Source organism: Streptomyces sp. NPDC052701, from assembly GCF_040678355.1.
In the GTDB taxonomy this organism is placed as follows: Bacteria; Actinomycetota; Actinomycetes; order Streptomycetales; family Streptomycetaceae; genus Streptomyces.
In genome coordinates this window covers 91,690-113,313 of the sequence record NZ_JBFATO010000009.1, presented here as the reverse complement: position 1 = coordinate 113,313, position 21,624 = coordinate 91,690, and the positions used below count along the sequence as shown (strand labels likewise).

The following is a 21,624-nucleotide window of genomic DNA, read 5'->3' as shown; positions in this document are numbered from 1 at the left end:
CGTCCATCTCGTTCTCCGGGAACGCCTTCGCCGTCGCCGCACCATTGTTCGTGGTGCCGCCGAATCGGTCACCAGCGCCTGCTGGACGTCCCGGGAGAAGAAGCCGTCGCACGGACCGATGCAGAAGGTCGACCTCTCGAAGCAGCGGCCGTTGAGCCACTGCTGCATGAAGCGGATCTGCTCCGGTCCGCCGGACAGGAGCATCAAGGGCCCCCGGACACGGTGAGGGTGTGCCGCCCGTCATTCCTGCGGACGGCACACCCTCAAGTCGCTCAGCGCTCCGACGCGAACCGCACGAACCGCCCCCAGCCTTCGCGGCCGACGGCGAAGGCCGGACGGGTCACGTCCTTCGAGTCCCGAACGTGGACGGCCTGTTCGGCGATCGCGACCTCCACGCAGCTGTCCCCCTGGCTGCCGCTGTAGCTGGACTTGAACCAGGCGAGTTCCGACGTACCGCTGCTCATAGCTCTCCTCGCAGTCGCTCCAGCAAGGCCCGGGATTCATTGGGGCTCAGGGCCTGTGAGCGCAGTGTTTCATAGCGTCGGCAGAGCACACTCACTTGTTTCGCGTCGGTGATCAACCGCCCGTTCTCCTGCCCTTCGGAGTAGGCGAGTCGACGCCCCTCCGGGGTCTCCAAGAGCTGGACAGGTCCATCCAGACACGCATGCAACCCCGCCTCCAATGGCACCACCTGAAGGGCTACGTTGCGGGGAGCACTGCGCTCCAGCACATGGTCCACCAGCTCGCGCATTGCCCCCGCATCCCCGAAGCGCCGGCGAAACACATGCTCCTCGACAATGAAACTGAACGGCACCCTAGGCCGCTCCCTCATCATCGCCTGCCGTTCCATTCGCGCGGTGAGCTGCGCCTCCAGTTCCTCATCCGTCCGCAGCGGGATCGTGCCCTCGAACACCGCCCGCGCATACGCCTCCGACTGCAACAGCCCCGGCACCAACCGGCACTCGTACGTGCACAGGCTCACCGCCTCCCGCTCCAGCCGCGCCCACCGCCGGAACCACGCAGCGAGCCCCGCCTCGCCCCGCGTCAGATGCCGGGCGGCCTTCCGCAGCGCGCCCGTGTTGCCCAGTGCCTCCTCCGCGCGCTCCACGAACGCCTCGTCCGGCATTCGGCGTCCCAACTCCACCGACTCCACGGTGTGTTTGGAGTACTGGACCCGGGAGCTCAGCTCGACCCGGCTGAGGCCCGCGTGTTCGCGCAGGGCCTGGACGACGGCGCCGAACGTGCGGAGGCTGTCGGACGGGTGGGGCTCCCGTTCCCACTCCCCCGCCGGAACCGCCCGCGCACCGGCGCCCCCGGCCGCCTCCCCCTCGACTCCGACGCTCTCCATCCGCCGCCCCTTTCCGCTGAACCGCACCGCGGCGGCTCCTCACGCCGCCCCGCACTCACCGCCCAGCGTGACGGAAAGTCAGTCGTACCGTCCACTCTTCGTGTCCGTACGCTGACTCAGCGTAAGGGCTGGCACACTCGTCCTCGCCCCGTCCGACCGCCACCCTGACGTCAGGGAGAGCGAGAAGGCGCTGCCCGTTCCCGCCGTTCGGAGCGACGCCGGGGACGCCCGGCCGGCCCTCGCCACCTCCCGTCGACTCCCGCCCGCCACGGGCGGCGGCGGCCGGTCCTGGCCGCGTTCAGACGACCTGGAAGGTGCGGAGATGCAGAACGGAACCACCCTGTACGCGCTCGACATCAGCGGGGCCTCCTTCGTGAAGGCGTGCGGCGGCCCCTGCACGGAGGGGTGCGTGACGCTGGCCAGGATCGGCGAGGACGCCTGGGCCCTGGGCGACAGCAAGCGGCCGGACGCGCAGCCGCTGCGGTTCACCACGCAGGAGCTGGCCGCGGCCGGTGTCGACCCGGGGCGCTTCGGCCTCGACGCCTGACCCTCGCCCCCACTCCCCTCCCCACGGCCGGCCGGACCGGGTCCCTCCCCGCGTCCGGCCGGCGCTTCCCGAGGCAGGAAGAGCCCATGCACCACCACGCCTACCTGTGGACCGGCCCGAAGGAACGCTTCGACGACGAGGCGCTGCGGCGGCCCCCGCACCCCGACCCGCCCCCGGCGGAGGGCAGGCCGGAACTGATCCAGCGCTACCGCCAGGTGGCCGCGGAGTTCGCCGGGTCGGACCTCCCGCCCCTGGAGACGGCGTACTGGCTCGTCAAGCCCCGCTCCCTGGTGCGGGGCACGTGGGACGAGGCGAAGGAGGCGGCGGCCTGGCTCGGCGAGCGGCTGGCCGAGTACGCCCCCCGGTTCGCGTCGGAGGGCGACCGGGACACCGCGCGCCTGGCCCGGCTGGTGGACACCGCCGCCGAGTGCCTGCGCTCGGGCGCCGACGTGTCGTACGGCTACTACCTCGAACGCCCCTCGTACCTCTCGCTGGCCGTGGTGACGTGTTCCCCGAACCGCGCGATGCCCGAACTGGCCTGCCCGTGCGCGTAGTCGGGAACCGGGACCACCGCCCCGCGCAGCACCGCGACGACTCGGCACGACGTTCCGCGCCCGTCACCCGGCGTGACGGACGGTCCGGCGCATCGAGTACCCTCCGCGTCCGTACGTTCACCCTGTGTACGAGGCGCGGCGCTCGTCCTCACCCGCCCCCTGCCGCCACGCTGGCGTCATGAACCACGTGACACCCCGCGTCGGCGCCCCGGTCGGCACCTTCACGCAACTGCTGTCGTCCACGCGGCGCGGCGCCCGTCTGGCCCGGCTGCTCGCCGTGACCGAACTGCGGTCATGGGGCGCCCCGGAGGACCTGACGGAGCGTGCCGAGCTCGTCGTCGCGGAGCTGGCCGCCAACGCCGCCCTTCACGGCCGCGTACCCGGCCGCTGCTTCCGGCTCACGCTCGCCTTCGACCCGCCGGCCGGGCACTTGCGCGTCGAGGTCACCGACGCCCGCGGGGAGCTCTGCCCGCAGATCGCTACGGGCGCCGCCGGACCCGGCGCGCTCCGCCCCGGCGGGCGCGGCCTGGCCCTCGTCGCCGCCCTCGCCGACCACTGGGACTGCGTCCCCCACCCGCCCGGCGGCAAGACCGTCCGGGCGGTGCTCTCAACGTGAAGGGAGGCATCACCGTGACGCGCGAAGCATGCCCACGCGTCAGGTCACCACGCATGCCACAGCCGTCCCCCGCCGACGGGCACTTTCACCTCACATGACTGGCGCAATCGCCTCCGAAGGGATCGTCCCCACGGCCAGAACCGTCATCGACCTCGACGAGGACGTGGTCGCCGAGGCCATGCGCATCTTCGGGACCAGAACGAAGGCCGAAGCCGTCCGCCTCGCCGTGGAAGACGCCGTCAAGAGGCACCTGCGACAGGGGGGCTTCGACGCCATGGACGCCGGCGAACTCGATTTCAGCGAGATCGTCGAGAACACCGGCCCCCGCACCGCAGACGGCTCGCTTGCCAGCCCGCCACCAGCCGCTCCCGGGCGCGGGTGATCATGACGTAGTACGCCATGCGCAGGGTCGCCGACGTGGGGTCGGTGCCCGAGTCGGATTCCGTGCCGGCGATGACGACGGTGTCGAACCCGGCCCTGCGGGGCGGCCCGCCGGGGACCACCGTCGCCGATGCCGGCCTGCGCCGGATCCGGGCCGGACGCCCCCCTTCCCGGGGGGCGGTCCCTCAGGTGACGACGGGGCTGCGCCGTTCCAGCAGGACCACGTCGCGCCACCGGCCGTGGTGACGGGCGATGCGTTCGCGGGTCCCGATGACACGGAAACCGGCCTTCCGGTGCAGGGCGAGGCTGGCGGTGTTCTCGGGGAAGACGCCGGACTGGAGGGTCCAGATCCCGGCCGCCTCGGTGGAGGCGATCAGCGCCCCCAGCAGCGCGCCGGCCACACCGCGGCCCCGGGCGGCGGGATGGACGTACACCGAGTGCTCCACGACACCGGCGTAGGCGCGGCGGTCGGAGACCCGGCCGACCGCGACCCAGCCCAGCACCGCGCCCCGCTCGTCGAGGGCGACGAAGCGGTGCTCGGGGAGCCTGGCCGCGTCGAACACCGCCCAACCCGGCGCCCGCGTCTCGAAGGTGGCGTCGCCCTCGTCGATGCCCGCCTGGTAGATGGCCAGGACCTCGTCGGCGTGTTCTTCGCCGAGCGGCGCGATCACGACACCCGGCGCCTTCTCGTGGGCCGGCCCGCGCTCCCGGTTCCCGTGCGTGCCGCGGAGGCCCGCGTGCCCGGCGGTCCGCTCCGCCCGGTGGACACCGGCGCGGGCCTCGCCGTCCGGGCGGGAGTCCTGATGCTGTGACATGCGCCCATGGTGCCACCCGTCGCTCCCGCAGGGGGCGGGCCCGGACCGGTTGCGCTCAGGACTGGACCAGGAGGATCTCCTGGTGCCGCGTGGCGTGGAAGTGGGGCAGGGGCAGGCCGCCGAGGGTGTGCAGTTCCATCAGGGTGACCTCGGCACGGGCCGCGCCGGCCTGGAGGGTGACGGGGGTGGGCCGGCCGGTGTTCTGCCAGCGGCGCTCCAGGCCGTCGCACACGGCCAGGGTGCCGCCGATGCCGTAGCGGGTCGTCGAGTCGCCCTGGCCCACCGTGGAGCCGACGAAGACCGGGCCCGTGGTGCCGGTGCAGCGGTAGGTCCCGGTCAGGGTGATGCCGCCGTCGGGGGCGAGGCGGCCCACCGGGTCGACGGTGACGGTCCCGAAGGGCTCGCCGGACGGGGCGGCGGACGCCGCGGCGGACGGGGCGGCGACGGCGGCCAGCAGGAGCGCGGCACCGGTCGCCGCGCCGAGGGCGGATCGCACGGGCATGGAAGGACCTCTCGGAAGGAACGGAATGAGGGTTTTCCACCGGTGCCGGGCGCGCACGCCCCGAGCCGCGATCCTCACCCCTTCGGCGGCCGTCACGTCCGCTGAGTGAGGGGTGCGTCGGTCCGCTCGTGGTGCGTCGCCGAAAGGTGACTGACGCGGGCGGTGATCGAGCCGTTGCGGGCTCCGCCGCGCACGGGCCGCCCGGTACGCGATCGCCGGCAGGTGATCGACCGGGCCGGTTCCGGTGACGGGCCGACCACGAAAAGCCACCGCGCCTGCGACGGACACGGTCACCCACCGGCCTCCGGGATCACCGCCGGGATCGTCACCGACTGCACGCACTTCGAGGCTGTGATGAGCGCTGCTGCAACGAGTTCAAGCACCGCAGAGCCCTGGCCCTCACCATCGCCCGCCTACAGCTTCGGCTGCCCCGACCTCGCGAACACGACCTCGGTGAGGTGCCCGGTCGCCCAGTAGTCAGGAAAGCGTCCTTTCGGCACGCCGCCGTGGCCGTGCCACCCGAGCCGATCAGTCGAGAGCGTGGGCGCGGCAGGTCCGCAGGATCTCGTCGGACAGTTCGGGCTGGACGTGGCGGACCGCTCGGGCGAGCACCATCGCCCCGACCAGCCTGCTGAGCAGCAGCACCGCCCGGTCCCGCGCCTGCTGTGGGGTGATCTCCCCGTCCTGCTCACGGGCGAGTTCTGCGGCGAAGCCCGCGAGGTACCCTTCCACGCCGGCCGCGTACGAGCGCTGGATCGTGTCGTTGTGCCGCCCTGCGTCGGTGACCAGGGAGGCCGAGGGGCAGCCGCCGTCCGGAGCGTCGCGGTGGGCGACCGAGAGATAGTCGTCCACCACTCGCCTCAGCGGTGGGCCGGCGGGACCGTCCCCTTCCTCGACGGCCTGCTCCAGGACGCCCAGGGACGCCGCGAACGAGGCCTTGCACACCTCGACGGCCAGGTCGTCCTTGGATGCGAAGTGGTTGTAGAAGCCGCCGTGGGTCAGGCCCGCTTCCTTCATCAGGTCTGCGATCCCGACGGTGTCGATGCCCTGCGCGCGGAACATGCGTCCGGCCGCCTCGACGATGTTCTGCCGATTCCTGGCCTTGTCTTCCTTGGTGATCCGCGGCATGCCCGCCCTCCCGCCTCGACTGCGATTGACCTTTTCAAGGTTACCCCTCATCATTATTTTAATGTTGCCCATCATTAATAGGTGAGTGGAGGAGCCATGCGCACCGTGGTGCACACCCGGCAAGGAGAACCCGCACAGGTACTCACGCTGAGGGAGGAGCCCGGGCGACCGCGTCCCGGCACCGGGCAGGTTCTGGTTCGCCTGCGGGTCCGGCCCGTCCATCCGGGCGACCTGGCCGGTGTGGAGGGACTGCCGGGACTCCCGGAACAGCAGTCGGGCGCCCGAACTCCCGGAGTGGAGGGGATGGGCGTCGTCGAGAGCGTCGGGCCGGACGTGCACACGCTCGGTCCCGGTCAGCGCGTGGCGGTCTTCCCGGCGCCGGGGACGTGGGCCGAGTACGTCGTGGTCGCGGCCGACCGGGCCGTGGCGGTGCCGGACGAGGTCAGCGACGAGACCGCGGCCCTGATGCTGGTCAATCCTCTGACGCTGCTCACGCTGTACCGCGCGCTGGACAGTGCCCTGCGCGGCCAGCGGGGCTCCGTCCTCCAGACGGCCGCCGGTTCCTCCGTCGGCCGGCTGGTCAGCGCGGCCGCAGTCCGGCACGACCTGCCCCTGATCAACCTCGTACGCAGCGCATCCGGTGCCCAGAAGATGCGAACGCTGTACCCCACGCTGCCCGTGATCGCGACCTGCGACGACGACTGGCGGGAGCGGGTCCGCCACGAAGCCGGCGAGCAGGGCATCCGGGTCGTCCTCGACTGCGTCGGCGGTGCCATGACCCGGGACCTCGCCGAGCTGCTCGCCGACGGCGGCACCCTCATCTCCTACGGGCAACTGGGCTCCGGCACCACCCCGCTGGAGAGGCTGCCACTCATCCAACGGGCGCTGACCGTGCAGGGCGTGACCGTGTTGCAGTGGATGAGCCGCACCCCGCAGGAGCGGGCCCAGGACGTCGCCTTCGCCCTGGACTTGGCACGGAACACGCCGGACCTGCTCGAAGTCGCGGCCAGCTACGACCTCGCCGACTTCGCGGCGGCCATCGAACACGCCCGCCGCCCGGCCAAGACCGGGACCGTCCTGCTCACCACACCGCAGGCGGCCAACCCCGGGCAGGGGGCGACCCGATGAAGATCGGAACGCTCGGAGCCGGAACCATCGCCCAGGCCATCGCCCGGCACGCGATCCGGCACGGCCACGAGGTCGTGCTCAGCAACAGCCGAGGACCCGCCTCCTTGGCTCCGCTGGTGAAGGACCTCGGCGCACGCGCGACGGCCGCGACCCCCGCCGAGGCCGCTGCCGCAGACCTCGTCGTGCTCGCGGTCGGCTGGCCGCAGGTCCCCGACGTCGCCGCCCAACTCCCTCCCCTGGACGGGACCGTCGTCATCGACGCCACCAACCAGTTCGACTCCCCTCCCCCGAACGCGAAGATCGCCGACCTGGGCGATCTCACCGGAAGCGAATACGTGGCCTCCCTGCTTCCCGGCGCGCGCGTGGTGAAGGCCTTCAACGCCCTCTTCGCGCAGTTCATCGCACCCGATCCCCGCCACGAGGCCGGGCGTCAGGTGCTGTTCCTGGCCGGCGACGACACGGACGCCAAGAACACCGTGATGGGCCTGGCCTCCCAGTTCGGCTTCGCGCCCGTCGACCTCGGAACGCTGCGCGAGGGAGGCCGCCTCATCCAGCTCGGCGGGCCCCTGTCCGGCCTCCACGCCCTCAAGCAGGACTGATCCCACCCAGCCGCTCGTACTCCCCGCGTCCGCGAGGAGCGCCTTCCTTCACGAAAGAGATCCTCATGTCCGACCCGACTTCGGCATCCGGCACCCAGCCCCTCCTGCGGCCCGTTCGACTGGGCGCGCTCGAACTGCCCAACCGCGTCGTCATGGCTCCCATGACGCGCTCCCGGGCCACCAACGCGGAACTGGCCCCCACCGCCCTGCACGCCACCTATTACACGCAGCGTGCCGGCGCCGGCCTGATCATCAGCGAAGGAACCTGGGTCAGCCCGGACGCGATCGGCTTCATCAACGTCCCCGGCATCTACACGGACGCCCAGACCGCCGGCTGGGCCAAGGTCACCGAATCCGTGCACGCCGCGGGAGGCAGGATCATCTCGCAGATCGGCCACGTCGGCGCCGTCTCCCATCCCGACCACCTCGGTGGCCGCCTCCCCGCCGGTCCCTCGGCGATCAACCCCCGGGAGATGTCCTTCACTCCCGACGGCCCGAAGGAGACGGTCACGCCCCGCGCCTTGACCGCGGCGGAGATCGCCACCACGATCGACACCTACCGGCAGGCCGCCGCCAACGCCCTGCGCGCCGGCTTCGACGGCCTGGAGATCCACGCGCAGGCGTCCCACCTCGTGGCCCAGTTCCTCAACCCCCGCCTGAACCAGCGCACCGACGCCTACGGCGGCAGCAGTGAGAAGCGGGCCCAGTTCCTCTTCGACGTCGTGGATGCCGTCAGCGGCGTGTGGGGCAGCGACCGCGTCGGCGTCAAGCTCTCCCCCTACTGGCGTCGCGAGCCGGCCTTCACCGCGGACGCCGAGGTGCTGGCCGACTACGACCTGCTCCTCAAGCGCCTCAGCGACACCGACCTGGCCTATCTCCACCTCCTGGGGCCGGAACCCGGCACGGGCACCGACGACACCTTCACCGCGTTCACCCGCTTCCGCGCCCACTACCGCGGCGCCGTCATCGCCAACCTCGGCTTCACGCAGGCGACCGGCAACGAGATACTCGAACGGGAACTGGCTGACGCGGTCTCCTTCGGCGCCCCCTTCATCGCCAATCCGGACCTCGTCGACCGGTTCGCCCACGGTCATCCTCTTGCCGCCGGCGACCGCGACACGTACTACGCCGGTGGTGCGGAGGGATACACGGACTACCCCACCGTGACCGGGTCCCAGGCCGTTTCGCTTGGATCGGCCGGTCACTGATCCGGGGGTGCCGTTGACTGATGCGCAGTGGGCGCGGATCGAGCCGTTGCCCCCGGACCGGACGCCGAGGCGGGGTGGCCGGTGGCGGGACCATCGTGAGGTGATCGGTGGGATCGCCTTCAAGTTCCGGACCGGGACCCCGTGGGTGCACCTGCCGCAGAAGTACGGCAACTGGCGAGGCGTCTGCAACCGGCTGCGGATGCGGGCCGTCGACGGCGCGTGGGAGCGGGTGCTCACCGCCCCGGTGGCTCGGGCCGACGCGGACGAGGACGTCAGCTGGGCCGTGTCCGTGGACTCCACGATCGTGCGGGCTCACCGGCACGCCGGCCGGGGCCCGCAAAAAGGGGACCCGGCCGGCGAGCCGGACGACCACGCCATCGACCGGTCCCGCGGCGGACTGGACCGTCTACCCGGCCGGACTCCACACCGCAGGCGTCTTCCTCTGGTCCGCCCGCTGATCCGAACGAAACCGTCTAGGGCAGCACGGCGAAGCCGTCGAGTTCGACCGTCGCCCGCTCGTCCCACAGGCGCACGATCTGCACGACCGCCATCGCGGGGTAGTCGCGGCCCGCCAGGGCCCGCCAGGTCCGGCCGAGTTCGCGGGCGTGGGCGCGGTAGGCGGCGACGTCGGTCGTGTAGACGGTGACGCGGGCCAGGTCGGCGGGGGTGCCGCCCGCGGCCCGCAGGGCGGTCAGGAGGTTGGCCAGGGCCCGCTCGAACTGCTCCGGGAGCGTGTCGCCGACCACCTCGCCGTCGGCGTCGAGCGCGGTCTGGCCGGCCAGGAAGAGCAGGCGCGAGCCGGAGGCGACGACGGCGTGCGAGAAGCCGGCCGGCGGGCAGAGGCCGGGCGGGTTGACGCGTTCGGTGCTCACGGGGCCTCCGGACGGGCGTAGAGCTCCTTGGCGATGATGCCGCGCTGCACCTCGCTGGCGCCCTCGTAGATGCGGGGTGCGCGCACCTCGCGGTAGAGGTGTTCGAGGAGGTGGCCGCGGCGCAGGGCGCGGGCGCCGTGCAGTTGGACGGCCGTGTCCACGACGTACTGGGCGGTCTCGGTGGCCAGCAGTTTGGCCATCGCGGACCGCTTGGGGACGTCCGGGGCACCGTCGTCGTACGCGGTCGCCGCCGCGTACACCATCAGGCGGGCCGCCTCCGTGCGCAGCGCCATCTCGGCGACCTGGTGGGCCACGGCCTGCAGGGCGCCGAGCGGGCCGCCGAAGGCCTCCCTGTCGGCGGTGTGACCGAGGGTGGCGTCCAGGGCCGCCTGGGCCATGCCGACCGCGAAGGCGCCGACGCTGGGGCGGAACAGGTTGAGGGTGGCCATGGCGATGCGGAAGCCGCGGTCGACCTCGCCGAGCACGTCGTCGGCCGTCACCGGTACGGCGTCGAAGCGCAGGGCGCCGACGGGGTGCGGGGAGAGCATGTCGAGGGGGGTGCCGGTCAGGCCGGGGCGGCCGGCGGGGACCAGGAAGGCGGTCACGCCGCGCGCGCCCGCGCCGGGGGTGGTGCGGGCGAAGACGGTGTGGACGTCGGCCTCGGGGGCGTTGGAGATCCAGCACTTGTCGCCGGTGAGCCGCCAGCCGGACGGGCCGTCGCGCTCGGCCGCGAGCGACAGCGCCGCCGCGTCCGAGCCCGCTCCCGGCTCGCTGAGCGCGAAGGCCGCCACCGCGCTGCCGTCGCTCACCCGGGGGAGCCAGCGGGCGCGCTGGGCGCCGGTGCCGTGGGCGTACACCGGGTGGGCGCCCAGGCCCTGGAGGGCGAGGGCCGTCTCCGCCTCCGTGCAGGCGTACGCCAGCGCCTCCCGCATCAGGCACAGGTCGAGCGCGCCCGAGCCGAACAGCCGCCCCAGCAGCCCCAGGCGGCCGAGTTCGGCGATCAGCGGGCGGTTCACGCGGCCCGGTTCGCCCTGTGCGGCGAGGGGCCTCAACCGCTCGGCGGCCAGGGCGCGCAGCTGTGCGCACCAAGCGGTCTGGGCCGGTTCGAGCGAGAATGCGGGCACTGCCGGACCCCCTTCGGAGCGACTCCCCCGACGATATCGCGCACCGTTGACTGCCGTCACCGACACGATACGCTCCTCGTGCGAGCCCATCACGACACTCGTGCGAGCCCACCACGACAAGGGGCGAATCGTGACGAATCCCCGGGGCACCGCTCACGTCGACACCTTCGCGCGCGACCACCTGCCGCCGCCCGGCCAGTGGCCCGAACTCCGCTTCGACCTGCCGGAGTTGCGCTACCCGGACCGGCTGAACTGCGCCGCCGAGCTGCTGCACGGCCCGCCCGGCGACCGCCCGGTCTTCCGCACGGCCTCCGGCGAGGTGTGGACGTACGACGACCTGCGCGCCCGCGTCGACCGCATCGCGCACCTCCTCACCGGCGACCTCGGGGTCGTCCCCGGCAACCGGGTGCTGCTGCGCGGCCCCACCACCCCGTGGCTGGCGGCCTGCTGGCTGGCGGTGCTGAAGGCGGGCGCCGTCGCCGTCACCGTCCTGGCCCAGCAGCGGCCGTACGAGCTGGGCACGATGTGCGAGATCGCGCGGGTCGGGCACGCGCTGTGCGACGTCCGGGCCGTCGACGACCTCGTCAAGGCGGAGGTCCCAGGCCTGCGGATCACCGCCTACGGCGGTGACGCCCCCGACGACCTGCTGCGCCGTGCGGCGCCCGACACGCCGTACACCGCCGTGGGCACCGCGGCCGACGACGTCGCGCTGATCGCCTTCACCTCCGGCACGACCGGGCGCCCCAAGGGGTGCGTGCACTTCCACCGGGACGTGCTGGCGATCGCCGACACGTTCTCCAGGCACGTCCTGAAGCCGTGCGCGGACGACGTCTTCACGGGCAGTCCCCCGCTCGGCTTCACCTTCGGGCTCGGCGGTCTGGTGGTGTTCCCGCTGCGGGCCGGGGCCAGTGCCCTGCTGCTGGAACAGGCCGGGCCCCGGCAGTTGCTGCCCGCCGTCGCCGAGCACCGGGTGTCGGTGCTGTTCACCGCGCCGACGGCGTACCGCGCGATGCTCGGTGAGCTGGCCGCGCACGACGTCTCCTCGCTGCGCCGCTGCGTCTCGGCGGGCGAGAACCTGCCCGCCGCCACCTGGCGGGCCTGGCACGAGCGCACCGGCCTGCGCATCATCAACGGCATCGGCGCCACCGAGCTGCTGCACATCTTCATCTCCGCGGCCGACGAGGACGCCCGGCCCGGCACGACGGGAGTCCCCGTGCCCGGCTGGCACGCGCGCGTGCAGGACGCCGACGGCGTGCCCGTGCCCGACGGGGAGCCGGGGCTGCTCGCCGTGCGCGGGCCGGTCGGCTGCCGCTACCTCGCCGATCCGCGGCAGCGGGAGTACGTGCGCGACGGCTGGAACGTCACCGGCGACACCTACGTCCGCGAGCCCGACGGCTACTTCCGCTACGTCGCCCGCGCCGACGACATGATCGTCTCGGCCGGGTACAACATCGCCGGGCCGGAGGTCGAGGACGCGCTGCTGCGGCACCCGGACGTGGTGGAGGCGGCGGTCGTGGGGCGGCCCGACGAGGCGCGCGGGCAGGTCGTGGTGGCGTTCGCCGTCCTCAGGGCGGGGGCCGGGCGGGACGCCGAGGCGCTGCGCGCCTTCGTCAGGTCCGAGCTGGCGCCGTACAAGTGCCCGCGCGAGATCGTCTTCCTGGACGCGCTGCCGCGCACGGCGACCGGCAAGCTCCAGCGGTTCAAGCTGCGTGCGGCGGACGGCCCGGGGTGACCGCGCCACCGCGGACGAACGGCGCCGACCCGTACGACCTAAGATGATCAACGTGTCCGACCAGCATGCTCCACGGTCTCTCATCGTCACGCTCTACGGCGCGTACGGGCGGTTCATGCCGGGCCCGGTGCCCGTCGCCGAGCTGATCCGGCTGCTGGCCGCGGTCGGCGTGGACGCCCCCTCCGTACGGTCCTCGGTGTCGCGGCTCAAACGGCGCGGACTGCTCGTGCCCGCCCGCACCGACCGGGGCGCGGCCGGGTACGAACTCTCCTCCGACGCCCGTCAGCTGCTCGACGACGGCGACCGCCGCATCTACGCCGCGGACCCGCCCGGGGACGAGGGCTGGGTGCTAGCGGTGTTCTCCGTGCCGGAGTCGGAGCGGCAGAAGCGGCACGTGCTGCGCTCGCGCCTGGCCGGTCTCGGCTTCGGCACCGCGGCGCCGGGCGTGTGGATCGCCCCGGCCCGGCTGTACGAGGAGACCCGGCACACCCTCCAGCGGCTGCGGCTGGAGGCGTACGTCGACTTCTTCCGCGGCGAGCACCTCGGCTTCGCGCCGACCGCCGAGACGGTGGCCCGCTGGTGGGACCTGGCCGCCATCGCCAAGCAGCACGAGGCGTTCCTGGACCGGCACGCGCGCGTGCTGCGCGCCTGGGAGAGGCGTACGGACACCCCGCCCGAGGAGGCCTACCGCGACTACCTCCTCGCCCTGGACTCCTGGCGCCACCTGCCCTACACCGATCCGGGGCTGCCCGCCCGGCTGCTCCCCGAGGACTGGCCGGGGGTCCGTTCGGCGGCCGTGTTCCGGGGGCTGCACGAGCGGCTGCGGGAGGCGGGGGCCGCCTTCGCGGGCCTGCCCGGTCACTGACCGCGGCCCCGGGCGGGCCGGCGCGCGGCCGGGCACCGGCGCGCGGCCGGGCACCGGTGCGCGGACGCGGCACCGGCGTGCGGACGCGGCACCGGTGCGCGGACGCGGCACCGGCGTGCGGACGCGGCACCGGGGGCGGAGCCCGTACCGGGGGCGGAGCCCGTGCCGGTCAGTTCCGCAGGCTCAGGCGCGGCTTGGGCGCGTCCGTGCGGCCGGTCGGGGGACGGCGGCTGCCGGCCCGGTACTGCACCGGCCAGGCCACGCCCGGCCCCGTGTAGCCCTGTTCGGCCGCCGCGTGCAGCGTCCAGTGCGGGTCGTACAGGTGCGGGCGGGCCAGGGCGCACAGGTCGGCGCGGCCCGCCAGGATCAGCGAGTTGACGTCGTCCCAGGAGGAGATCGCGCCGACCGCGATCACCGGGACGCGCACCGAGTTCCGGATGCGGTCGGCGAAGGGGACCTGGTACGACCGCCCGGACTCCGGCCGTTCGTCGGCGACGACCTGTCCGGTCGACACGTCGATGGCGTCGGCGCCGTGCGCGGCGAAGGCCCGGGCGATCCCGACGGCGTCCTCGGCCGTGGTGCCGCCCTCGGCCCAGTCGGTGGCGGAGATGCGGACCGTCATGGGCCGCTCCTGCGGCCACACGGCCCGCACCGCGTCGAAGACCTCCAGCGGGAAGCGCAGCCGCCGCTCCGGGGAGCCGCCGTAGGCGTCCGTGCGGCGGTTGGTCAGCGGGGAGAGGAAGCCGGACAGCAGGTAGCCGTGGGCGCAGTGCAGTTCGAGCAGGTCGAAGCCGGCGCGGGCGGCGCGCCGGGCGGCGGCGGTGAACTGCTCCCTCAGGTCGGTGAGCTGGGCGCGGGACAGCTCGCGCGGGGTCTGGCCGTACGGCTTGTACGGCAGGGCGGAGGCGGCGACCAGCGGCCAGTTGCCCTCCTCCAGGGGCTCGTCCATGCCCTCCCACATCGGCTTGGTCGAGCCCTTGCGGCCGCTGTGGCCGAGCTGCACGCCGATCGCGGTACCCGGTGCCTGCCGGTGCACGAAGTCGGTGATCCGCCGCCAGGCCTCGGCCTGCCCGCCGGTGTAGAGGCCGGTGCAGCCGGGTGTGATCCGGCCCCGCTCGCTGACGCACACCATCTCGGTCATCACCAGCCCGGCGCCGCCCAGCGCCCGCGCCCCCAGGTGAACGAGGTGGAAGTCGCCGGGGACGCCGTCGACCGCCGAGTACATGTCCATGGGCGAGACGACGACCCGGTTGCGCAGGGTCAGGCCGCGCAGCCGCAGCGGGGTGAACATCGGGGGCGTCCCGGGCGGGCAGCCGAACTCGCGTTCCACGGCCTCGGTGAAGCGGGCGTCGCGCAGCCGCAGGTTGCCGTGGGTGACGCGGCGGCTGCGGGTGAGCAGGTTGAAGGCGAACCGGTGGGGCCGCTGGCCGACGTGGAGGGCCAGGTCCTCGAACCACTCCAGGCTGGCGCGGGCGGCGCGCTGGGTGGAGGCGACGACCGGCTTGCGCTCCTGCTCGTAGGCGGTCAGCGCCCGCTCCACGGACGGCTGTTCCGCCAGGCAGGCCGCCAGGGCCAGGGCGTCCTCGACGGCGAGTTTGGTGCCGGAGCCGATGGAGAAGTGGGCGGTGTGGGCGGCGTCGCCGAGGAGGACGACGTTGCCGTGCGACCAGCGTTCGTTGACGACCGTGCGGAAGGCCGTCCACGCGGACCGGTGGGACTTCAGCGGCCGTCCGCCCAGCGCCTCGGCGAAGATCTTGGCGCAGCGCTCGGTCGACTCCCTCTCGTCGAGCCCGTCGAAACCGGCCGCGCGCCACACCTCCTCCCGCATCTCGACGATCACGGTGGAGGCGTCGGCCGCGTAGGGGTAGCCGTGCAGCTGCATCACGCCGTGCTCGGTCTCGGCGGTCTCGAAGCGGAAGGCGTCGAAGGCGAGGTCGGCGGCCAGCCAGATGTAGCGGCAGCGGTGGCCGGTGACCCGGGGGCGGAAGACGCCGGCGTAGGTGTCGCGGGTGGTGCTGTGCACGCCGTCGGCGGCGACGACGAGGTCGTGGGTGCGCGCGAGCCGGTCCGGGTGCGGGGCCACGGTGCGGAAGCGGAGCGCGACGCCGAGCTCGCGGCAGCGTTCGTGCAGGATCTGCAGCAGGCGCCTGCGTCCCAGTGCCGCGAAGCCGTGGCCGCCGCAGGTGTGCCGGACGCCCCGGTGCACGATGTCGATGTCCTCCCAGCGGACGAAGTCCCTCTGCAGGGCCGCGTGGACGACCGGGTCGGCGTGCTCGATGCCGCCGAGGGTCTCGTCGGAGAGGACGACTCCGAAGCCGAAGGTGTCGTCGGGGGCGTTGCGTTCCCAGACGGTGACCTCGCGGTCGGGGCCGAGGCGTTTGAGGAGGGCGGCGGCGTAGAGGCCGCCGGGGCCGCCGCCGATGACCGCCACGCGCAGAGGGCGGCCGCTCCCGTGGTGCGGCCGCGGGTGGCCGTGGGCCTGCCGCGCCCCGCGGCGGAACCGCTCGTCAGCACGGTCCCGCGCCCCAGGGGCCGGCACGCCTACCGCCCCCGCCATTTCGGCGGGCGCTTCTCCTTGAAGGCCGCGTGGAACTCGGCGTAGTCCTCGCTGTTCATCAGGAGGGCCTGGGTGGAGGCGTCCATTTCCACCGCTGCCGTCAGGGACATGTCCAGTTCGGCCGAGAGCAGGGCCTTCGTGCGGGCGTGTGCCAGGGCCGGGCCGTCGGCGAGGCGGCGGGCCAGTCGCCGGGCCGCCTCGTCCGCGCGGCCCTCCTCGGTCAGCTCGCTGATCAGGCCGATCCGCTCGGCCTCCGGCGCCCGTACCGGCTCGCCGAGCATCAGCAGCCGGGTGGCGTGGCCGAGGCCGACGACCCGGGGCAGGAGGTAGGCGGCGCCCATGTCGCCGCCGGACAGGCCGACCCGGGTGAAGAGGAAGGCGAAGCGGGCGCTCGGGTCGGCGACCCGGAAGTCCGCCGCCAGCGCCAGGACCGCTCCGGCGCCCGCCGCCACGCCGTGCACGGCCGCGACCACCGGGAACGGGCACTCCCGCACGGCCCGCACCACCTGCCCGGTCATCCGGTTGAAGTCCAGGAGCCGGGCGGTGTCCATGGACAGGGTCGCGCCGATGATCTCGTCGACGTCGCCGCCGGAGCAGAAGCCGCGCCCCTGGCCCGCCAGCACCAGTGCCCGGACGGCCCGCTCCCGGGACAGTTCGGCGAGCAGGTCGCGCAGGTCGGCGTAGGCGCCGAAGGTGAGCGCGTTGAGTTTGTCGGGGCGGGCGAGGGTGACGGTGGCGACGCCGTCGGCGAGGTCGACGCGCAGGTGCCGCCAGTCGGCGGTGCGGGCGGCGGAACCGGTGAAGGGACTCATGACGGGCGGCCTCCTCGGACGGGCACGGCCTCACTGAGTACTGCCCCACGAAGTTATCACCCATCTTTGACTGTCGTCATGAGTGCGCGACAGCCCGCCCGGGTACGACCTCGGTGTGACCCCGGGTGAGACCCGGGTGTGGCCCGGCCCGGTCACAGCCGTCACGGCTCGTCGACACCCCGGTAACGGTGGGAGTGCTCGTGCGAGGCGGGGCGTCGGCCGGGGTAACCCGCCCGGTGCCGGGGCCGCCGGCCCCGGACGGTGCCCGTCGGACACCCCCACCGGACGGCCCCGTACCATTCCTACGGTCGAAAGCAGGACAGCCTGCTCCATGAACGGACCCGCCTTGCACGAACGCCCCTCGGCCCCCGCCCCCTCCTGGCGCATCGCGCTGCCGCACACCGTCGCGGCCGTGCCGGTGGCGCGCGCCCTGGTCCGGACGGCGCTGGCCGAACTGGAGCACGCCGCCGACTGCGACACCGCCGAGCTGCTGACGGCGGAGCTGGTGGCCAACGCCGTGGAGCACACCTCCGGCAGCGCGCCGATCGAGCTGGTGGTGGAGCTGCTGCCGGGCGGCTGCCAGGTCGAGGTGCACGATCCCGACCCGGCGCCGCCCGGCGATCTCACCCGCCCGGCCGGCGGGCCGCCGGACCCCTGGCAGGAACACGGGCGCGGGCTGCTGCTGATCCGCACCCTGAGCTCGTCCTGCGGGCACCGGCCCACCGCCTCGGGCAAGGCGGTGTGGTTCAGACTGCCTGCGGTACCCCGGCAGCGGTGTCGTCCGCGGTGACCTGCGCGAGACGGGAGTTCCGGCGTCCGTACGCCAGGTAGACCAGCACTCCCACCGCCAGGAACACCGCGAACTGGATCCAGGCCGTCCGGCCGGTCTCGTACATCAGGTACAGGCAGAAGCCGACCCCGAGCAGGGGCGTGACGGGGTACAGCGGCACGCGGAAGGTGCGGGCCAGGCCCGGCTCGCGGCGGCGCAGGGCGAGCACCGCGACGTTGACGGCGGCCATGGTGGCGAGCGTGCCGATGGTGCACAGGTCGACCACCGCGTCGAGCGGGGCGAAGGCCGCCGGGACCGCGAAGACGACGCCCACGATCAGCGTGCCGGCGACGGGGGTCGCGGTGCGCGGCGAGACCTTCTCGAAGACGCGCGGGATCAGCCCGTCGCGGGACATGGACATCAGGATGCGGGTCTGGCCGTACATCACGGCGAGCACCACCGAGGCGATGGCGACGACCGCGCCGAAGGCGACGACGCCGCCGCCGACCGTGGACCCGGTGACCTCGTTGACCACGTACGACAGCGCGGCGGGGCGGCCGCCGACCTCGTCGCCGCCGATCGCGCCGATCGCCGCGAGCGCGACCGCGCAGTACAGCACGGTGACCACGCCCATGCAGACCAGGATCGCGACCGGGATGTCCCGGCGCGGGTTCTTCGCCTCCTCGCCGGCCGTGGTGATCGCGTCGAAGCCGATGTACGAGAAGAACGCGGCCGTGGTGCCCGCGCCGATGCCGGCGAGGCCGGTGGGCGAGAACGGGGTGAGGTTGCCGTCCTGGAAGGCGGTGAACCCGATGGCGCAGAAGGCGACGAGGACGGCGAGTTTGAGGACGGCCATCGCGGCGGTCGCCCGGGCGCTCTCGCGCACCCCGCGCACCAGCAGCACGCAGGCCATGGCGATGACGAGCACGGCCGGCAGGTTGACCGCCCCGCCCTCGCCGGGGCCCGCGGACAGCGCGTGCGGCAGGCGGTGGCCGGTCAGGCCGCCGAGCAGCTCGTTGACGTACTGGCTCCAGCCGACCGCCACGGCGGAGACCGACACGCCGTACTCCAGGAGCAGGCACCAGCCGACGAGGAAGGCCGTGGTCTCGCCGAGTCCGGCGTAGGCGAAGGAGTACGAGGAGCCGGAGACCGGGATCGCGCCGCCCAGCTCGGCGAAGGCGAACGCGGTGAAGACGCAGGTGATCGCGGCCAGGACGAAGGAGACGACGACGGCCGGGCCGGCCTCGGCGACCGAGTCGGACAGGCCGACGAAGATGCCGGTGCCGACGATCGCGCCGACGCCGAAGCAGATGAGCTGGAACAGGCCCATCGTGCGCCTCAGGCCGTGGCCCTCACGGTCGGCGCCCGACTCTGCCACGAGGAGGGCAGGGGACTTGATGCGGGAAGCGGGCATGCGGATGGTGCTCGTTTCTGGTGGTGCGGGGTGCGACGGTCGTCGCGGTCGGCGGCCGCGGAAGAAGGGGTGGCTCCGGGCCGCCGGACAGGATAATCCCTGCGCAGGCGCCGGTCAGGCGAGCGTGGCGACGAGTACGGCCTTGATGGTGTGCAGACGGTTCTCCGCCTCGTCGAAGACGACGGAGTGCGCCGACTCGAAGACCTCGTCCGACACCTCCAGGTACGTGAGGCCGTGGGTCTCGTGGATCTCCCGGCCGACCTTCGTCCCCAGGTCGTGGAAGGCGGGCAGGCAGTGCAGGAACTTCACGTCCGGGTTGCCGGTGGCGCGCAGGACGTCCATGGTCACCGCGTAGGGGGCGAGGGCGGTGATCCGCTCGTCCCACACCTCCTTGGGCTCTCCCATGGAGACCCACACGTCGGTGGCGACGAAGTCGGCGCCCCGCACGCCTTCCTGGAGGGACTCGGTGAGCGTGATCCGGGCCCCGCTGGTCCCGGCCAGCTCGCGGGCCCGGTCGACGACCTCCTGGGCGGGCCAGTAGGTCTTCGGGGCGACGATCCGCACGTCCATGCCGAGCAGGGCCGCGGTGACGAGGTAGGAGTTGCCCATGTTGAAGCGGGCGTCGCCGAGGTAGGCGAACGCGATCTCCGTCACCGGCCGCGGGCAGTGCTCGGTCATGGTGAGCACGTCGGCGAGCATCTGGGTGGGGTGCCAGTCGTCGGTCAGGCCGTTGTAGACGGGCACGCCCGCGTACGCCGCCAGCTCCTCCACCTTGGCCTGGCTGTCCCCGCGGTACTCGATCCCGTCGTACATCCGGCCCAGCACGCGCGCGGTGTCCTTCACGGACTCCTTGTGGCCGATCTGCGAGCCGGCGGGGTCGAGGTAGGTTGTGCGGGCGCCCTGGTCGGCGGCGGCGACCTCGAAGGCGCAGCGGGTGCGCGTCGAGGTCTTCTCGAAGATCAGCGCGATGTTCCTGCCCCGCAGGTACCGGGTCTCGGTCCCGGCCCTCTTGGCGGCCTTCAGCTCGGCGGCCAGCTCGATCAGGCCGAGGAACTCCCGCGCCGTGAAGTCCAGCTCCTTGAGGAAGTGGCGGCCGGCGAGGGCGGTCGGGACTGTCGCCATGGGGCGCTCCAGGAATGCGGGGACACGAACCCTGGAATTCTATACGAAGTTTTGCATGTCTATACGGACTCCCGTTCGGACGCGGGCCTCCCCGGCCCGCGCGGTCCCTACACGGCGTCCCGTTCGACCGGGCAGCTCATGCAGCGCGGCCCGCCCCTGCCCCGGCCCAGCTCGCTGCCCGGGATCTCGATCACCTCGATGCCCTGCTTGCGCAGATGCGTGTTGGTGGTGGCGTTGCGCTCGTAGGCGACCACGACGCCCGGTTCGACGGCGAGCACGTTGCAGCCGTCGTCCCACTGCTCCCGCTCGGCGGCGTGCACGTCCTGGGTGGCGGTGAGCACCCGGATCTCGCTCAGCCCGAGCGCGGCGGCGATCGCGCGGTGCATGTGCTCCGGCGGATGGTCGGTGACCTTCAGCTCCTTCTCCCCGACGCCCGGTTCGATGGTGTACGAGCGGAGCATGCCGAGCCCCGCGTACTGGGTGAACGTGTCGCCGTCGACCATGGTCATCACGGTGTCCAGGTGCATGAAGGCCCGCCGCTTCGGCATGTCCAGGGCCACGATGGTCTCGGCGGAACCGGCCGCGAACAGCTTGTGCGCGAGCATCTCCACGGCCTGGGGCGTGGTCCGCTCGCTCATGCCGATCAGGACCGCCCCGTTGCCGATGACCAGCACGTCCCCGCCCTCGATGGTCGACGGGTAGTCGGCCAGTCCCTCGGACCAGACGCGGAACGGCTCGTCCCGGAACAGCGGGTGGTGCCGGTAGATCGCCTCGAAGTGCACGGTCTCGCGCTGCCGGGCGGGCCAGCGCATGGCGTTGACCGAGACGCCGTCGTAGATCCAGGCGGAGGTGTCCCGGGTGAACAGGTGGTTGGGCAGCGGGGCCAGCAGGAAGTCGTCCAGCTCCATGACGTGGAAGCGGACCGAGGTCGGCTCGGCGTGCGCGTCCAGGAACTCCCGCTTGGTCATGCCGCCGACCAGGGCCTCGGCCAGCTCCCGCGCGGGCAGCGTCTCGAAGGCGGCCCGGAGGTGGTCGGTGGCCAGCGGGCCGTACGCCTTCTCGTCGAAGACCCGGTCCAGGACCAGCGATCTGGCCGCCGGGATGTCGAGCACCTCGGTGAGCAGGTCGCCGAAGAGGTGCACGGTGACGCCTCTGTCGCGCAGCACGTCGGCGAACCCGTCGTGCTCGGCGCGCGCCCGGCGCACCCACAGCACGTCGTCGAAGAGCAGGGCGTCCTTGTTGCTGGGGGTGAGCCTTTTGAGCTCGAGGTCGGGCCGGTGCAGGATGACGCGGCGCAGCCGCCCGGCCTCGGAGTCGACGTGGTATGCCATGCCTCCATCCTGACCAGCCGGACGCGTGTTCACCCCTCCGCGGAACGAACGCGGCGCGATCCTCGCGCCCGGCCGCCGGGAAGCGCGTGAGTCCGCGGATTCCTGGAGGATCCGACCGCTGAACCCGCGCGTCGTCGCCGGGTCGAGGACGGGAACGGGGGCGGGTTCGTCCGCGTCCGCCGGGGATGCGGCGGTTGCCG

At 73.1% G+C, this 21,624-nt stretch carries 22 protein-coding genes and 2 pseudogenes; 12 read left to right on the top strand and 12 right to left on the bottom strand.

Annotated elements, in window-relative coordinates; translation table 11 throughout:
- Window positions 1-272: 272 nt before the first annotated feature.
- Together AB0L29_RS13525 and AB0L29_RS13520 are read right to left on the bottom strand one after the other, a co-directional pair.
- Window positions 273-464: a DUF397 domain-containing protein gene (locus AB0L29_RS13525; protein WP_365826539.1), complete on the bottom strand. Its 192-nt coding sequence runs from the start codon at window positions 462-464 to the stop codon at window positions 273-275.
- Window positions 461-1,348, bottom strand: coding sequence for a helix-turn-helix transcriptional regulator (locus AB0L29_RS13520; protein ID WP_365826537.1), 888 nt, complete (start codon window positions 1,346-1,348; stop codon window positions 461-463). The genes AB0L29_RS13525 and AB0L29_RS13520 overlap by 4 nt, the downstream gene beginning before the upstream one ends.
- A gap of 322 nt (window positions 1,349-1,670) precedes the next feature.
- Between AB0L29_RS13520 and AB0L29_RS13515 the strand changes: the two genes are divergently transcribed.
- The 4 genes from AB0L29_RS13515 to AB0L29_RS13500 all read left to right on the top strand — a co-directional run bounded on the left by AB0L29_RS13515 (window position 1,671) and on the right by AB0L29_RS13500 (window position 3,447).
- Complete coding sequence (locus tag AB0L29_RS13515) at window positions 1,671-1,895, top strand: DUF397 domain-containing protein (RefSeq protein ID WP_365826535.1); 225 nt, start codon at window positions 1,671-1,673, stop codon at window positions 1,893-1,895.
- Between the two features lie 86 nt (window positions 1,896-1,981).
- On the top strand, window positions 1,982-2,449 hold the full coding sequence (locus AB0L29_RS13510) for a hypothetical protein (RefSeq protein WP_365826533.1): 468 nt from the start codon (window positions 1,982-1,984) through the stop codon (window positions 2,447-2,449).
- Window positions 2,450-2,627: 178 nt separating this feature from the next.
- Entirely contained in the window at window positions 2,628-3,065 is a 438-nt protein-coding gene (locus AB0L29_RS13505; protein ID WP_365826531.1) for an ATP-binding protein, read from the top strand.
- Window positions 3,066-3,159: 94 nt separating this feature from the next.
- Window positions 3,160-3,447 carry a type II toxin-antitoxin system VapB family antitoxin gene (locus AB0L29_RS13500; RefSeq protein WP_365826529.1) on the top strand — a complete coding sequence of 96 codons (288 nt, stop codon included), beginning with the start codon at window positions 3,160-3,162 and terminating at the stop codon, window positions 3,445-3,447.
- Window positions 3,448-3,631: 184 nt separating this feature from the next.
- Here AB0L29_RS13500 and AB0L29_RS13495 read toward each other — a convergent pair whose 3' ends face one another.
- On the bottom strand, window positions 3,632-4,117 hold the full coding sequence (locus tag AB0L29_RS13495; protein ID WP_365826703.1) for an N-acetyltransferase family protein: 486 nt from the start codon (window positions 4,115-4,117) through the stop codon (window positions 3,632-3,634).
- Window positions 4,118-4,316: 199 nt separating this feature from the next.
- Complete coding sequence (locus AB0L29_RS13490; RefSeq protein ID WP_365826527.1) at window positions 4,317-4,763, bottom strand: DUF6299 family protein; 447 nt, start codon at window positions 4,761-4,763, stop codon at window positions 4,317-4,319.
- Between the two features lie 101 nt (window positions 4,764-4,864).
- Between AB0L29_RS13490 and AB0L29_RS13485 the strand changes: the two are divergent.
- Window positions 4,865-5,123 (top strand): annotated as a pseudogene (locus tag AB0L29_RS13485) (hypothetical protein); the annotation flags it as partial.
- Window positions 5,124-5,291: 168 nt separating this feature from the next.
- Here AB0L29_RS13485 and AB0L29_RS13480 read toward each other — a convergent pair.
- Complete coding sequence (locus tag AB0L29_RS13480) at window positions 5,292-5,891, bottom strand: TetR/AcrR family transcriptional regulator (RefSeq protein WP_365826525.1); 600 nt, start codon at window positions 5,889-5,891, stop codon at window positions 5,292-5,294.
- 81 nt (window positions 5,892-5,972) lie between these two features.
- On the opposite strand from AB0L29_RS13480, the gene AB0L29_RS13475 reads away from it, so the two are divergent.
- The 4 genes and pseudogenes from AB0L29_RS13475 to AB0L29_RS13460 all read left to right on the top strand — a co-directional run.
- The gene (locus AB0L29_RS13475; RefSeq protein ID WP_365826523.1) at window positions 5,973-7,019 is read left to right on the top strand and encodes a zinc-binding dehydrogenase; all 1,047 of its coding nucleotides are present in this window, start codon (window positions 5,973-5,975) and stop codon (window positions 7,017-7,019) included.
- Window positions 7,016-7,618 (top strand): NAD(P)-binding domain-containing protein, encoded by a 603-nt coding sequence (locus tag AB0L29_RS13470; RefSeq protein WP_365826521.1) that lies wholly within the window; start codon window positions 7,016-7,018, stop codon window positions 7,616-7,618. Before AB0L29_RS13475 ends, AB0L29_RS13470 begins: the two co-directional genes overlap by 4 nt.
- A 65-nt stretch (window positions 7,619-7,683) precedes the next feature.
- Window positions 7,684-8,826, top strand: a complete 1,143-nt coding sequence (locus AB0L29_RS13465) for an alkene reductase (RefSeq protein WP_365826519.1) — start codon at window positions 7,684-7,686, stop codon at window positions 8,824-8,826.
- Between the two features lie 7 nt (window positions 8,827-8,833).
- Window positions 8,834-9,046: pseudogene (locus tag AB0L29_RS13460) on the top strand (transposase); the annotation flags it as partial.
- 253 nt (window positions 9,047-9,299) lie between these two features.
- Here the strand turns inward: AB0L29_RS13460 and AB0L29_RS13455 are convergent.
- Entirely contained in the window at window positions 9,300-9,698 is a 399-nt protein-coding gene (locus AB0L29_RS13455) for a RidA family protein (protein WP_365826517.1), read from the bottom strand.
- Window positions 9,695-10,822, bottom strand: coding sequence for an acyl-CoA dehydrogenase (locus tag AB0L29_RS13450; RefSeq protein ID WP_365826515.1), 1,128 nt, complete (start codon window positions 10,820-10,822; stop codon window positions 9,695-9,697). The genes AB0L29_RS13455 and AB0L29_RS13450 overlap by 4 nt, the downstream gene beginning before the upstream one ends.
- A gap of 130 nt (window positions 10,823-10,952) precedes the next feature.
- Between AB0L29_RS13450 and AB0L29_RS13445 the strand changes: the two genes are divergently transcribed.
- Both AB0L29_RS13445 and AB0L29_RS13440 read left to right on the top strand, forming a co-directional pair.
- Complete coding sequence (locus AB0L29_RS13445; RefSeq protein ID WP_365826513.1) at window positions 10,953-12,554, top strand: AMP-binding protein; 1,602 nt, start codon at window positions 10,953-10,955, stop codon at window positions 12,552-12,554.
- Window positions 12,555-12,597: 43 nt separating this feature from the next.
- The gene (locus tag AB0L29_RS13440) at window positions 12,598-13,419 is read left to right on the top strand and encodes a PaaX family transcriptional regulator C-terminal domain-containing protein (RefSeq protein ID WP_365826511.1); all 822 of its coding nucleotides are present in this window, start codon (window positions 12,598-12,600) and stop codon (window positions 13,417-13,419) included.
- 169 nt (window positions 13,420-13,588) lie between these two features.
- Here AB0L29_RS13440 and AB0L29_RS13435 read toward each other — a convergent pair whose 3' ends face one another.
- Window positions 13,589-15,976 carry a bifunctional salicylyl-CoA 5-hydroxylase/oxidoreductase gene (locus tag AB0L29_RS13435; protein ID WP_365826509.1) on the bottom strand — a complete coding sequence of 796 codons (2,388 nt, stop codon included), beginning with the start codon at window positions 15,974-15,976 and terminating at the stop codon, window positions 13,589-13,591.
- Window positions 15,961-16,788, bottom strand: coding sequence for an enoyl-CoA hydratase family protein (locus AB0L29_RS13430; RefSeq protein WP_365826507.1), 828 nt, complete (start codon window positions 16,786-16,788; stop codon window positions 15,961-15,963). The genes AB0L29_RS13435 and AB0L29_RS13430 overlap by 16 nt, the downstream gene beginning before the upstream one ends.
- Before the next feature lie 331 nt (window positions 16,789-17,119).
- On the opposite strand from AB0L29_RS13430, the gene AB0L29_RS13425 reads away from it, so the two are divergent.
- Window positions 17,120-17,578, top strand: a complete 459-nt coding sequence (locus AB0L29_RS13425; RefSeq protein ID WP_365826505.1) for an ATP-binding protein — start codon at window positions 17,120-17,122, stop codon at window positions 17,576-17,578.
- Here the strand turns inward: AB0L29_RS13425 and AB0L29_RS13420 are convergent.
- From AB0L29_RS13420 to AB0L29_RS13410, 3 genes are all read right to left on the bottom strand, one after another.
- A complete protein-coding gene (locus AB0L29_RS13420; protein WP_365826503.1) occupies window positions 17,535-18,971 on the bottom strand; it encodes an amino acid permease in 1,437 nt (478 codons plus the stop codon). The two genes, AB0L29_RS13425 and AB0L29_RS13420, sit on opposite strands and share 44 nt — an antisense overlap.
- A 114-nt stretch (window positions 18,972-19,085) precedes the next feature.
- Window positions 19,086-20,093 carry an ornithine carbamoyltransferase gene (argF, locus tag AB0L29_RS13415; protein ID WP_365826501.1) on the bottom strand — a complete coding sequence of 336 codons (1,008 nt, stop codon included), beginning with the start codon at window positions 20,091-20,093 and terminating at the stop codon, window positions 19,086-19,088.
- A gap of 107 nt (window positions 20,094-20,200) precedes the next feature.
- Window positions 20,201-21,424, bottom strand: coding sequence for an arginine deiminase (locus AB0L29_RS13410; protein ID WP_365826499.1), 1,224 nt, complete (start codon window positions 21,422-21,424; stop codon window positions 20,201-20,203).
- Window positions 21,425-21,624: the final 200 nt, after the last annotated feature.